This window comes from Nonomuraea helvata (assembly GCF_039535785.1).
Classification (GTDB): Bacteria; Actinomycetota; Actinomycetes; order Streptosporangiales; family Streptosporangiaceae; genus Nonomuraea; species Nonomuraea helvata.
Genome location: NZ_BAAAXV010000008.1, coordinates 621,253 through 634,073, shown reverse-complemented (window position 1 = coordinate 634,073; position 12,821 = coordinate 621,253). Strand labels below are relative to the sequence as shown.

11 protein-coding genes are annotated in these 12,821 nt (G+C 69.8%); 3 read left to right on the top strand and 8 right to left on the bottom strand.

The annotated features are described in order from the left end of the window. Nucleotides 1-47: 47 nt before the first annotated feature. The 3 genes from ABD830_RS30435 to ABD830_RS30425 all read left to right on the top strand — a co-directional run bounded on the left by ABD830_RS30435 (nucleotide 48) and on the right by ABD830_RS30425 (nucleotide 3,712). Nucleotides 48-935 (top strand): peptidylprolyl isomerase, encoded by an 888-nt coding sequence (locus tag ABD830_RS30435; protein WP_344994791.1) that lies wholly within the window; start codon nucleotides 48-50, stop codon nucleotides 933-935. A gap of 62 nt (nucleotides 936-997) precedes the next feature. Further along, nucleotides 998-2,227 carry a DUF349 domain-containing protein gene (locus tag ABD830_RS30430; protein WP_344994788.1) on the top strand — a complete coding sequence of 410 codons (1,230 nt, stop codon included), beginning with the start codon at nucleotides 998-1,000 and terminating at the stop codon, nucleotides 2,225-2,227. A gap of 393 nt (nucleotides 2,228-2,620) precedes the next feature. Continuing rightward, nucleotides 2,621-3,712, top strand: coding sequence for a cupin domain-containing protein (locus ABD830_RS30425; RefSeq protein WP_344994785.1), 1,092 nt, complete (start codon nucleotides 2,621-2,623; stop codon nucleotides 3,710-3,712). 34 nt (nucleotides 3,713-3,746) lie between these two features. Here ABD830_RS30425 and ABD830_RS30420 read toward each other — a convergent pair whose 3' ends face one another. The 8 genes from ABD830_RS30420 to ruvC form a co-directional block, all read right to left on the bottom strand. Further along, entirely contained in the window at nucleotides 3,747-5,936 is a 2,190-nt protein-coding gene (locus ABD830_RS30420; protein WP_344994782.1) for a RelA/SpoT family protein, read from the bottom strand. 188 nt (nucleotides 5,937-6,124) lie between these two features. Next, the gene (locus ABD830_RS30415; RefSeq protein ID WP_344994779.1) at nucleotides 6,125-6,643 is read right to left on the bottom strand and encodes an adenine phosphoribosyltransferase; all 519 of its coding nucleotides are present in this window, start codon (nucleotides 6,641-6,643) and stop codon (nucleotides 6,125-6,127) included. A 117-nt stretch (nucleotides 6,644-6,760) separates the two neighbouring features. Next, nucleotides 6,761-7,759 carry a protein translocase subunit SecF gene (secF, locus tag ABD830_RS30410; RefSeq protein ID WP_344994776.1) on the bottom strand — a complete coding sequence of 333 codons (999 nt, stop codon included), beginning with the start codon at nucleotides 7,757-7,759 and terminating at the stop codon, nucleotides 6,761-6,763. A gap of 1 nt (nucleotide 7,760) precedes the next feature. Beyond that, nucleotides 7,761-9,572: a protein translocase subunit SecD gene (gene secD, locus ABD830_RS30405; protein WP_344994773.1), complete on the bottom strand. Its 1,812-nt coding sequence runs from the start codon at nucleotides 9,570-9,572 to the stop codon at nucleotides 7,761-7,763. 43 nt (nucleotides 9,573-9,615) lie between these two features. After that, on the bottom strand, nucleotides 9,616-10,005 hold the full coding sequence (gene yajC, locus ABD830_RS30400) for a preprotein translocase subunit YajC (protein WP_344994770.1): 390 nt from the start codon (nucleotides 10,003-10,005) through the stop codon (nucleotides 9,616-9,618). Nucleotides 10,006-10,219: 214 nt separating this feature from the next. Further along, nucleotides 10,220-11,251, bottom strand: coding sequence for a Holliday junction branch migration DNA helicase RuvB (gene ruvB / locus ABD830_RS30395; RefSeq protein WP_344994768.1), 1,032 nt, complete (start codon nucleotides 11,249-11,251; stop codon nucleotides 10,220-10,222). 144 nt (nucleotides 11,252-11,395) lie between these two features. Further along, nucleotides 11,396-12,016, bottom strand: a complete 621-nt coding sequence (ruvA, locus tag ABD830_RS30390; RefSeq protein WP_344994765.1) for a Holliday junction branch migration protein RuvA — start codon at nucleotides 12,014-12,016, stop codon at nucleotides 11,396-11,398. A 175-nt stretch (nucleotides 12,017-12,191) separates the two neighbouring features. Further along, the gene (ruvC, locus tag ABD830_RS30385) at nucleotides 12,192-12,722 is read right to left on the bottom strand and encodes a crossover junction endodeoxyribonuclease RuvC (RefSeq protein WP_344996015.1); all 531 of its coding nucleotides are present in this window, start codon (nucleotides 12,720-12,722) and stop codon (nucleotides 12,192-12,194) included. Nucleotides 12,723-12,821: the final 99 nt, after the last annotated feature.

Here is a 12,821-nt window from a genome sequence, read left to right as displayed (position 1 = left end):
CGATACGATTCGCCCACCTCAGTTGATTGACTATGGGAGGCAAAGCGGTGGCCACGGGGAAGGACCGGCAGAAGCAGCTGGCGCGTGAGCACTACGAGCGGCAGATGCAGCGCCGGCTCGAGCGCGAGCAGAAGGCCAAGCGCACGGCGATCATCGGCTCCACTGTGGGCGTCGTGATCGTCGTCGGCGGCATCGTGGCCGCGGTCGCGCTGTTGGGCGGCAACAGCACGGGGACCGACGCGGCCTCCTCGCCCACAGCGTCCGCCGCCGACACCGCCACGGCGGCGCCGAGCGCGAGCGCGAGCGCGAACACGGGGCCCAAGCCGTACGACGCGGCCACGGGCACCTGCGACTACGTCAAGGACGCCGCGGGCGGGAAGATCAAGGACGTCGGCATGCCGCCGAAGAAGGTCAAGACCACCCCGGCGACGAAGACGATGACGTTCAAGACGAACCTGGGCGACATCGTGGTCGAGCTCAACAACGCCAAGGCGCCCTGCACGACCAACTCGCTGGAGTACCTGGCGAAGAAGAAGTACTACGACGGCAGCAAGTGCCACCGGCTCGGCAGCGACAAGTTCCCGATGCTGCAGTGCGGCGACCCGTCGGCCAAGGCCGACGGCAAGAGCCAGGACGGCTCCGGCGGCCCCGGCTACGTCATGGCCGAGGAGAACCTCCAGGGCGCCCAGTACAAGCGCGGCATGATGGCGATGGCCAAAACGCAGGCGCCGGGGAGCACGGGCAGCCAGTTCTTCCTCGTTTTCGGAGACATCGGACTCACGCCGGATTACACGCCGGTGGGTACGATCACCAAGGGGCTCGACATCCTGGACAAGGTGAACAAAGCGGGCGTCATCGCCGACATGGGTGACGGGACGGGAGCACCGAAGCAAACCGTCGAAATCAAAGACGTGACAATCGCCAGCAAGAGCTGACGTAATACAAACTAGGGACGAAGTAGTCCCGAAGGGTCTGATGGAAAGTGCGGGAGGACACGGTGAGCACCGACCCGTGGGGCCGGGTAGACGACGACGGCACCGTCTACGTGCGTACGGCTGAGGGAGAGCGGGCCGTCGGCTCCTGGCAGGCCGGTGAACCCGAAGAGGCACTGGCCTACTTCCATCGCAAGTACGACGAGCTGGCCGGTCAGGTGCAGCTGCTGGAGCAGCGCGTCAAGGGCACCGACCTGGCTCCGGCCCAGGCCGAGGCGAGCATCGCCAAGCTGCGTGAGGCCGTCGCCGACGCCCACGCCGTCGGCGACCTGGCCGCGCTGACGGCCCGGCTCGACGGCCTGACGGAGCTGGTCGCCCAGCGCCGCGAGGAGGTCAAGGTCGCGCGCGAGCACGCGCGCGCCGAGGCCAGGGCGGTCAAGGAGCGCATCGTCGCCGAGGCCGAGCGCATCGCCGACGAGACCACTCACTGGAAGTCTGGCGGCGAACGGCTGCGCCAGCTCGTCGAGGAGTGGAAGGCCGCCGACCGCATCGACAGGGTCACCGAGGCCGCGCTGTGGAAGCGGCTGTCGGCGGCGCGCACGGCGTTCGCCAAGCGGCGCAAGGCGTACTTCGCGGGGCTGGACGAGCAGCGCGAGGGCGTTCGCGCGGCCAAGGAGAGCATCGTCGCCGAGGCCGAGGCGCTGGCCGACTCGACCGACTGGGGCCAGACCGCGGCCGTCTACCGCGAGCTCATGCAGCAGTGGAAGAGCGCGGGGCGGGCCTCGCGCGAGGTCGAGGACGAGCTGTGGGCGCGCTTCAAGGGCGCCCAGGACCAGTTCTTCCAGGCCCGTTCGGCCGTCTTCGCCGAGCGTGACGCCTCGCTGGCCGCCAACGCGGAGGTCAAGGAGGTGCTGCTCGCCGAGGCCGAGAAGATCCTCCCGGTCACGGACGTGCGTACGGCCCGCGGGGCGCTGCGGAGCATCCTGGAGCGCTGGGAGGCGGCCGGCCCGGTGCCGCGCGAGCAGCGCGACCGGCTGGAGGGCGGCCTGCGCAAGGTCGACGAGGCCGTGCGCAAGGCCGAGGACGCGGAGTGGAAGCGGTCCAACCCTGAGGCCAGGGCCCGGGCGCAGAGCACCGTCGACCAGCTGCGCACCTCGATCGAGCAGTTGGAGAAGCGGCTGGCCAAGGCGCAGGACGCCGGTCGCGCCAAGGACATCAAGGAGACCGAGGAGGCGCTGACCGCCCGCCGTTCGTGGCTGGAGGAAGCCGAGCGCACGCTCGCCGAGTTCAGCTGACCCGGTGGAGGCCTTTCACGGCCTCCACCGGCCCACGGCACCCCGGGCTCCGGCTGCCTGCCAGGCTGCAGGCGCAACCGCAGCTCGGGAGCCCGCCGAGGCTGCAGGCACGACCGCGGCCTCGGCGACCTGCCGCACCGTGGACACGCCTTGCCGCACCGTGGACACGCCTTGCTGCTCTGCCGCACGTGCCCGGCTCCTGTGATGCGGCATGTGCGCGTCCCGCACGTGCCCCGACACGTCCCGTCCTCCCGCGTGCCACGGCCCTGGAGCGCCCGCTCAACGGCGCGGTCGCCTGACGTTGACACGGGGACGGCGCGCCCGAGGAGCGAGCGGGGCCCGGTGCGGGAAATGGGGCAACGGCGGAGGGGGCGGAGACCTAGGCTGGCGGGCATGGATCCGGTCAGCGCCGCGCGTGCCCTCGTCGAGGACATGTTCCCGGGAGCCCTGTACGCCTTCGTCGGCGGCAGCGCGCTCACCGAGCACCGCACCAGCACCTCCGACCTCGACGTCGTGGTGGTGCTCGACGGTCTGCCCACCCCCTATCGCGAGTCCCTGCGGTGGCACGAGTGGCCCGTCGAGCTGTTCGTGCACAGCGAGACCAGCCTCCACGCCTACCTCGACAAGGACTTCGACAGGCGCCAGCCGAGTCTGGCCCGCATGTGCGCCGAGGGCGCGGTGGTGACCGACCGGACGAGCGGCCGGGCCAGTGACCTCCAGGCGGCGCTGAGCGAGCGCCTGGCAGCCGGGCCGGGCGGTCTGACCAGCTCGCAGGCCGAACGGTCCAGATACGCCCTCTCGGACCTCCTGGACGACCTCTCGGGGGCCACCGATCCGGGCGAGCAGACGTTCATCCGCTGGCAGGTGGTGCAGGAGACGGCCAGGATGGCGCTCGGCCTGGGACGCAGGTGGCAGGGGAGCGGCAAGTGGCTGCTGCGCGAGCTGCGCGCCCATGACCCGGAGCTGGCCGAGAAGCTGCTCGCCGCCCACGACGACTCAGTACGGCTGTCCGGCGTGGCCTCGGACGTGCTGGAACGCGCTGGAGGGCGCCTCTGGGAGGGTTACCGGGCCGAGGGGGACCCCTTCCACCAACCTCTGCGTCACGTGCCCTCTGGGGAGCTCTCAGGCGAAACGGCGCAGAGCTCCGGCATGCGCCGGCTGGCCGCGATCAGCGGGGCCACGGCCGGATCCTCGCGCCTGTGGATGGGCCAGACCCACGTCGCCCCCGCCACCCGCTCGTCCGACCACCATCACGGGGCCTCGGAGACGGCCATTTACGTGGTCAGCGGCACGCCGTCGTTCGTGTTCCTGGAGGACGACCGGGAGGTGCGCCTGGACACCAAGCCGGGCGACTACATCTTCGTCCCGCCGTACGTGCCTCATCGCGAGGAAAATCCCGATCCGTCCCAGGAAGCCGTGGTCGTCATCGCCCGCAGCACCCAGGAGGCCATCGTGGTCAACCTCCCCGACCTCCGCCCTCGCTGAGCCGCCTTCCTGAGCGACCCCGGAGCTGAGCGGGTCAGCCGCCCGCGCCGCTGACCCGGTAGACGTCGAACACGCCCTGGATGGTGCGCACCGCCTTGAGCACGTGCCCCAGGTGCTTGGGGTCCCCCATCTCGAACGTGAACTTGCTGATCGCCACCCGGTCCCGCGACGTCGTCACGGACGCGCTCAGGATGTTGACGTGCTGGTCGGACAGCGTACGCGTGACGTCCGACAGCAGCCGCGGCCGATCCAGCGCCTCCACCTGGATCGCCACCAGGAACACGCTGTCGTCGCTCGGCGACCAGCTCACCTCGACCAGCCGGTCCGGCTGCGACTTGAGCTGCTGCACGTTGGTGCAGTCGGCCCGGTGCACGGACACGCCGTGCCCTCGGGTGACGAAACCGACGATCTCGTCGCCGGGCACCGGGGTGCAGCACTTCGACAGGCGTACCCACACGTCGGCGTCGCCCGCCACGACCACGCCCGCGCCGCCGCCGCGGGGGCGGCCGCGGAGCCGGGTGGGCAGGGAGGTCTCGGCGATGTCCTCCTCGGCGCTGTCGACGCCGCCGATCGAGGCCACGAGCTTCTGCACGACGGCCTGGGCGGCGATGTGCCCCTCCCCCACGGCCGCGTACAGCGCGGACACGTCGGGATAGCGCAGGTCGCGGGCGAGCGCGAGCAGCGCCTCGCCGGACATCAGCCGCTGCAGCGGCAGGCCCTGCTTGCGCATGGCCCGCCCGATGGCCTCCTTGCCCGCCTCGATCGCGGTCTCGCGGCGCTCCTTGGAGAACCACTGCCGGATCTTGTTACGGGCCCGGCCCGACTTGACGAACTTCAGCCAGTCACGCGACGGCCCGGCGTCGGGCGACTTGGAGGTGAAGATCTCGACCGTGTCGCCGTTGCCGAGCCGCGACTCCAGCGGCACCAGCCGGCCGTTGACCCGCGCGCCGATGCAGCGGTGGCCCACCTCGGTGTGCACGGCGTACGCGAAGTCGACCGGGGTGGCCCCCTCGGGCAGCGCGATGACCTGCCCCTTCGGGGTGAAGACGTAGACCTCGGAGACCGACAGGTCGAAGCGGAGCGACTCCAGGAACTCGCCGGGGTCGGAGGTCTCCTTCTGCCAGTCGAGGAGCTGGCGCAGCCAGGCCATGTCGCTGCCCGGCTTGACCTTGCCCGTGGGGCCGGCGGAGCCGACCTCCTCCTTGTACTTCCAGTGGGCGGCCACGCCGTACTCGGCCCTGTGGTGCATCGCGTGGGTGCGGATCTGCAGCTCCACCGGCTTGCCCTCGGGACCGATCACCGTCGTGTGCAGCGACTGGTACATGTTGAACTTGGGCATCGCTATGTAGTCTTTGAACCGCCCCGGCACCGGGTTCCACCGGGCGTGGATGGTGCCGAGCGCGGCGTAGCAGTCGCGCACGCTGTCGACCAGCACGCGGATGCCCACCAGGTCGTAGATGTCGTCGAACGCCACGTCGCGGGCGATCATCTTCTGGTAGACCGAGTAGTAGTGCTTGGGCCTGCCCTTGACCACGGCGCGGATCTTGGCATCGCGCAGGTCGCCGGAGACCTTCTCGATGACCTCCTGCAGGAACAGGTCGCGGCGCGGCGCGCGCTCCGACACCATGCGGGCGATCTCGTCGTAGCGCTTGGGGTAGAGCATCGCGAAGGCGAGGTCCTCGAGCTCCCACTTGATCGTGTTCATGCCCAGGCGGTGGGCCAGCGGGGCGAAGATCTCCAGGGTCTCGCGGGACTTCTGGTGGCGCTTGTGCTCGGGCAGGTAGCGCATGGTGCGCATGTTGTGGAGCCGGTCGGCGAGCTTGATGATCAGCACCCGGATGTCGCGCGACATGGCCACGACCATCTTGCGCACGGTCTCGGCCTGGGCGGCGTCGCCGAACTTCACCTTGTCCAGCTTGGTCACGCCGTCGACCAGGGACCCGATGGTGTCGCCGAAGTCGCCGCGCAGCTCGTCGAGGCTGTAGGCGGTGTCCTCCACCGTGTCGTGCAGCAGCGCGGCGCACAGGGTCTCGTCGTCGGTGCCGAGCTCGGCCAGGATCGTGGCCACGGCCAGCGGGTGCGTGATGTAAGGGTCGCCGGACTTCCGCTTCTGGTCGCGGTGGTGGTAGGCGGCGACGTCGTACGCACGCTCGATCAGGCGCAGGTCAGCCTTGGGGTGGGTGGCGCGGACCGTGCGGAACAGCGGCTCCAACACCGGATTCATGGCCCCACCCCCAAATCGCCTTCGACGCACCGCCGGAACACCGGGCGCCTCGGCACCACCGGCGTCGGTTACGTCGGATGCGACCACGTCACGGGGCACACAGACTCCTCACGCAATGGCTCCTCACGTTCGAGTCCAGGTTCCCCAGTGTATCCAGGCGGCGAACCTGGACCGTCGCGGGCCTGGACTCAGACGATCACGAGGGAGTGCAGCTCCACTCCCGGCAGACGCTCGCGTCCTTTGAGAAAGGCCAGCTCCATGAGCACGGCGATGCCGACGACCTCGCCTCCGGCCCTCTTCACCAGCTCCACCGCCGCCTTCGCGGTGCCGCCGGTCGCCAGCACGTCGTCGACCACGAGAACGCGGTCGCCGGGCCTGAACGCGTCACGGTGGACCTCGATGGTGGCGGAGCCGTACTCCAGATCGTAGGACTCTTCCAGGGTCGCGGCGGGCAGTTTTCCCTTCTTGCGCACGGGCACGAACCCGGCCGCCGCCCGGTACGCCACCGGCGCCGCGAGGATGAACCCGCGCGCCTCGATCCCCACGATCTTGTCCACTTCGGCGAGGCCGGCCAGCTCCTCCACCACGGCCGCCATGGCGACCGGGTCGGCCAGCAGCGGGGTGATGTCCTTGAACAGCACGCCCGGCTTGGGGTAGTCGGGCACGTCCCTGATCTTCTCCAGGATCATCGTGCTGAGCTCGGTCATGACATTTCCTCGCAATTCTCCACCGGCGGTGTGCCGGGCTCCATGATGGTGCATTCTCACCGCACACGACGACGCCCCCGGCCGGTGAAGACCGAGGGCGTCGTACGTGTGCTCTGGCTACCCCTTGGCTACCGCTGCGCTTTTGGAGCCCTTCGGGCCCTTGCCACCTCCCGTGGAGGCGAGCCGCTTGGCGATGGCCTGGTACTTCGGCTCCCGCTCCTTCAGCGTCACCAGCAGCGGCGTGGCGACGCAGAGCGAGGAGTACGTACCGACGATCATGCCGACGAACAGCGCCAGCGACAGGTCCTTCAGCACGCCCGCGCCGAGCAGCGTGGTGCCGATGAACAGGATCGCCGCCACCGGGAGGATCGCGACCAGCGAGGTGTTCAGCGACCGGATCAGCGTGTGGTTGAGCGCGTTGTTGGCCGCCATCGAGTACGTCATCTTCGACGTGTGGCCCAGCTTGGCCGTGACCTCCTTGATCATGTCGAACACCACGACCGCGTCGTAGAGCGAGTAACCGAGGATGGTCAGGAAGCCCAGCAGGGTCGCGGGCGTGACCTCGAAGCCCGACCACGCGTAGATGCCGGCCGTGATGACGAGGTCGTGGACGAGCGCGACGATGGCGGCCAGCGCCATCTTCGGCTCGAACGCCATCGACAGGTACAGGATGATCGCCAGCATGAACACGCCCAGGCCGATCCAGGCTTTCTGGGAGACCTCACCGCCCCAGGAGGCGCCGATCGACTGGGAGCTGATCTGGCCGGCGGGGACGTTGAAGTCCTTCGCGATGGCGCTCTGCACCTGGGCCAGGGTGCCCTCCTGGAGAGTCTCCGTGGTGACCCGCCAGCCGCCATCGGTCCCAGTCGTCTGCACGATCGGCTGGTGCACGCCTTCCGCGAGGAACTCCTCGCGGACCTGCTCGATGGTGGCGGTCTGCGCCTTGAAGGAGAAGACCGTGCCGCCCTTGAACTCCACGCCCAGGTTGAGGCCGTTGATCAGCAGCCCGGCCAGGGAGACGACCAGCAGGAAGCCGGACAGGCTGTACCAGAGTCTCCATTTGCCGACGAAGTCGACGTCGATCTCGCCGCGGTAGAGGCGTCGCGCGAGTCCCATCTCAGGCCTCCTGCGGTTTGGTCGGGCGGCTGGACGTGTGCGCCTCGCTCATGCGCTCGGAGTCCAGGCCGGACAGCGGGTGGCCCTTGGCGAAGAACTTCAGCCTCGCCAGCAGGGCGATGAACGGCTTCGTGAACAGGAACACCACGACGATGTCGATCAGCGTGGTCAGGCCCATCGCGAACGCGAAGCCGGCCACGCCGCCGACCGCCAGGAAGTAGAGCACGATCGCGGCGATGAACATGACGGCGTCGGCGATCAGGATCGTGCGCCGGGCGCGGACCCAGGCGACCTCGATGGCCGCGCGGAGCGACCTGCGACCCTCCTTCATCTCGTCACGTATGCGTTCGAAGTACACGATGAACGAGTCGGCGGTGATGCCGATCGAGACCACGAGACCGATGATGTGCGGCAGCGAGAGCCGGAAGTTGGCGTTGTGGCCGAGCACGACCACCGCCGTGTAGGTGATGATCGTGGCGACCGCGAGGCTCAGCACGGCCACGATGCCCAGGCCGCGGTAGTAGAGCATCGAGTAGACGACCACGAGTGCGAGGCCGATGGCGCCCGCGATCAGGCCGCCCTGGAGCTGGTCCTGGCCCAGGGTCGAGGAGACCGTGTCGATCGACTGGCGCGTGAACTTCAGCGGCAGCGCGCCGTACTTCAGCTGGTCGGCCAGCTGGGTGGCGCTGGTCTGGTCGAAGTTGCCGGTGATCTGCGCCTTGCCGCCCGGGATGGGGCCCTGGATGTTGGGGGCGGTGATGACGACGCCGTCGAGCACGACCGCGACCTGGTTACGCGGCGGCTGGGCGCTGTAGGCCTCCTGGGTGAGCTTGGCCCACGCGTCCGCGCCCTTGCTCTTGAAGTTGAGCTCGACGGCCCAGTTGACACTGCTCTGAGGGATGCCCGCGGAGGCCGAGTCGATGTCCGTGCCGACGACCTTGGCGACGTCGAGCACGTACTTGTAGCTGCCGTCGCTCTCGCAGGCGGCGTACTGCTTCGCCGGGTCGTCCTGGACGCCCTGACCGCGGTTCTCCTTCTTGGTGCAGTCGAGCTTGTTGAACTGGGCGAGCACTGCGGGGTCGATGCCCTGGGTGTTGATGCCCTGGTCCTGCGCGGGCGGCGTGCTCGGCTGAGCGCTCGGCGCCGCCGTCGGCGTGGCCTTGGCGTCCTGGCCCTTCTTCTGCTGCTTCTGGGAGCCCTGCGTGGCGGACGGCTGCGCGCTCGTCGAGGCGGAGGGCGCCTCCGCCGACGCGGCAGGGGTCGGCGCCGTCAGCGCCGACGACAGCGCCTTGCCCGTCGGGGACGTGCTGGGCTTGGGGGTGGAGACCTGGCTGGATTTGCCGGACTTACCCGACTTGGGGGTGGCGGTCGGGCTCGCCGAGCCCGACGGGGTCGGCGACGGCGCGTTGGTGGCCAGGTCCTGCGGCGCCTGGGTGGCCGCGCTGGCGAGCACCTGCCGGAAGCGCATCTCCGCAGTGGTGGAGACCAGCTTGAGGGCCTCGTTCTGCCCGACGCCCGGGATCGAGATGATGATGTTACTGCCGGACTTGGCGACCTCCGCGTCAGAGACGCCGGTGCCGTTGACTCGGTCGCGGATGATGCTGACCGCGCGGTCGAGGATCTCCTCCGGCGGTGCCGCGTTGTTGAGAGTCACCGGTTTCAGAGTCATCGTCGTGCCGCCGGCGAGGTCAAGCCCCAGCTTCGGCGTGAACGCCTTCTGCAGGAACATCGTCCCGCCCAGGGCGAAGATGAGCGCCAGCAGCACCAGGAGCGTGCGCCCCGGTCTGCTGTGGCGGCTTGTCGGTCGGGCCACTGGTCGTCAGTTCTTTCGGGTAGAGGTTTGTCGCAGAGCTTAGTCAGGACTGCTTGGTGCTGGAATCCTGGCCGCCTTCGCGCTCAACGGTGGCCTCGGACTCGTTCTTGCCCTCCTCGCCGGTCTCACCCTCCTCCGCGGGGGACTCATCGGCCTCGGTAGCGTCGCCCGGCGTGACGACGCGGCCGATCGCGGCCTTCACCCAGCGGGTCTCGATCCCGGGCGCCACCTCGAGGATCACGTCCTCATTCTCCACCGCGACAACGGTGCCGAACAGCCCGGTCGTGGTCATGACCCGGGCGCCGGGCGTCAAGGAGTTCTGCATCTGGGCCGCCTCCTGCTGGCGCTTGCGCTGGGGGCGGATCAGCAGGAAGTAGAAGACCACCACCAGAAGAATCAGCGGCAGGATACTTCCGAGTTGTCCCATGTCCATAAGGGGCACACCCTTCATTGTCGTACAAGGAAGTTGACACCGGCCTCGCGCCGGAAATTCCGTGCGTTGCGTCGGGCCGCGCCGCATCAGCCCGTCAGCCTACACAGCCAGCCAAGCCACGGAGTGTAGGCGCTTGTTGCGAAACGCGGCAACGAGGCAGCGTTTCGGCGCGCGGGGAAGTTCCCATTGTGAAACGGTTGCAACCGTTCTGTGATCAGTCGAAAAGGGATGCTCCGAACGCGTCGGGGGGCGGGGTCATGCCGAGGTGGCTCCAGGCGGCCGCGGTCGCGACCCGGCCGCGCGGCGTTCTGGCCAGCAGGCCCTGGCGTACGAGGAACGGCTCGGCCACCACTTCGACGGTCTCCGGCTCCTCCCCCACGGCCACGGCGAGCGTGGACAGCCCGACCGGGCCGCCGCCGAACTTCTTCAGCAGCACGCCCAGCACCGCCCGGTCGAGCCGGTCGAGCCCTTCGGCGTCGACCTCGTACAGATTGAGCGCCGCCGCAGCGATTTCCCGATTTATCACCCCATCGGCCCTTACGTCCGCAAAATCCCGCACCCGCCTGAGCAGCCGATTCGCAATTCGCGGCGTCCCCCTGGAGCGCCTGGCGATTTCGTGCGCCCCGTCCTCCGGCAGCGTGACGCCGAGCAGCGTGGCCGAGCGGTAGAGCACCTGTTCGAGCTCGCCGACCTCGTAGAAGTCCATGTGCGCGGTGAACCCGAACCGGTCGCGCAGCGGCGCCGGCAGCAGCCCGGCCCGGGTGGTGGCGCCGACGAGCGTGAACGGCGCGATGTCCAGCGGGATCGCCGTGGCGCCCGGCCCCTTGCCGACGACGATGTCGACCCGGAAGTCCTCCATGGCGAGGTAGAGCATCTCTTCGGCGGACCTGGCCATCCGGTGGATCTCGTCGATGAACAGCACCTCGCCCTCGGTGAGCGTGGAGAGGATGGCGGCGAGGTCGCCGGCCCGCTCCAGCGCGGGCCCGGAGGTGATCCTCAGCGGCGCGTTGAGCTCCGCAGCGATGATCATGGCCAGCGTGGTCTTGCCCAGCCCCGGCGATCCGCTCATCAGCACGTGATCGGGCGGCCGCTGCCTGCGCAGCGCGCTCTCGAGCACGAGGGAGAGCTGCTCGCGCACGCGGCCCTGGCCGATGAACTCGCTCAGCCGCTTGGGCCGGAGCGCCGCCTCGATCTGCAACTCGTCGCCGCCGGCGTCGGGCGACACCAGCTCCCGGTCAATCCCCACGTCCCCACCTCCTCCAGGCACCGTCGGCACCGCCGTGAGAACGAGCGCTCGCATCAGCCCCGTCGTGAGAACGAGCGCTCGCATCAGCCCCGTCGTGAGAACGAGCGCTCGCATCGGCCCCGTCGTGGGAGCGGGCGCGGGCGGTCATCGCAGGCTCAGGGATTGGAGCGCGGCCTTCAGGAGCGCGGCGACCTGGGGCTGACGGCCGGCGGCGAGGTCGGCGTCGGCGCGCGGCTCCACGGTGGCCACGGCTTCGTCGGCGTCCTTGCTGGAGTAGCCCAGCCCCACCAGCCCCGCGTGGACCTGCTCGCGCCAGGCCGCCACCCGCCGCTCACCGTTGAGCGCGGCGTTGACGGCCTCCTCGGGCGTGCCGAGCCGGTCCTTCAGCTCCAGCACAATCCGTTGCGCCCCCTTCTGCCCGATCCCCGGCACCTGCGTGAGGGCCTTGAGGTCGGCGGCGGCGACGGCGACGCGCAGGGCGTTGGGCGTGTGCACGGCGAGCATCGCCAGGGCCAGCTTGGGGCCGACCCCGCTGGCCGTCTGGAGCAGCTCGAACACGGCCCGCTCGTCGTCCGTGGCGAACCCGTAGAGGGTGAGCGACTCCTCCCGCACCACCAGCGACGTGGCCAGGCGCGCCTCCTCGCCGATCCGCAGCGTGGCGAGCGTGCCGGGGGTGCAGTGGGTGAGGATGCCGACGCCACCGACCTCGATCACGGCTCCGTCGGGAGCGATCGCGGTCACCTTGCCCGCCACCGACGCGATCACAGCCCACCATCCTTCCACGCCGCCACGGCCCGCACGCCGCGGCCAAGAGTCCCGTCGAGAGTCCCAGTAAGAGTCCGGGCGAGAGTCACAGCCCGACATCCTCTCGCATGACCGGCGCCGCCGCGCCGCGGGCACGCGGCGCGGCGGCGCATCGCACCGCCCGTCTCCCGGAAGGTCACGACCTGGCGTCCTTCCTGGTGGCCCTGGCCAGGGCCTCGGCGAGGCGGTGCTGGGCGCCGCCGCGCCAGACGTGGCAGATGGCGAGGGCGAGGGCGTCGGCCGCGTCGGCGGGTTTGGGCATCTCCGTCAGGCGCAGCAGCCGCGTGACCATGGCGCCGATCTGCTTCTTGTCGGCCGTGCCGCTGCCGGTGATGGCCGCCTTGACCTCGGACGGCGTGTGCAGCGCCACCGGCAGCCCGCGCCTGGTCGCGCAGAGCACGGCGATCCCGGCGGCCTGGGCGGTGCCCATGACGGTGCGTACGTTGTGCTGGCTGAAGACGCGCTCGACGGCCACCGCGTCGGGTCGTACGTCGTCGAGCCACTGCTCGATCCCGGCCTCGATGCCGACGAGCCGGGTGCCGAGCTCCTCGTCGGCTCCGGTGCGCACCACCCCGACGGCCACCAGTTGCAACGGCGCGCCAGGACGCCCTTCCACGGCGCCCACGCCGCACCGGGTCAGCCCCGGATCGACGCCCATCACCCGCACCGGCCCACCCCTCACGCGCTGCCGAACACCTGTTCGGCACGAGACTCTACCCCGGCAGAGGTGCCCACGCACCGGGAATCGCCCGTCACCGGGGTGATC

Bases quoted from the DNA above. Each gene is read 5' to 3' on its own strand.
- ABD830_RS30425 (WP_344994785.1), top strand. From the start codon at position 2,621: ATGGATCCGGTCAGCGCCGCGCGTGCCCTCGTCGAGGACATGTTCCCG.
- ABD830_RS30420 (WP_344994782.1), bottom strand. From the start codon at position 5,936: ATGAATCCGGTGTTGGAGCCGCTGTTCCGCACGGTCCGCGCCACCCAC.
- ABD830_RS30415 (WP_344994779.1), bottom strand. From the start codon at position 6,643: ATGACCGAGCTCAGCACGATGATCCTGGAGAAGATCAGGGACGTGCCC.
- secF (WP_344994776.1), bottom strand. From the start codon at position 7,759: ATGGGACTCGCGCGACGCCTCTACCGCGGCGAGATCGACGTCGACTTC.
- yajC (WP_344994770.1), bottom strand. From the start codon at position 10,005: ATGGACATGGGACAACTCGGAAGTATCCTGCCGCTGATTCTTCTGGTG.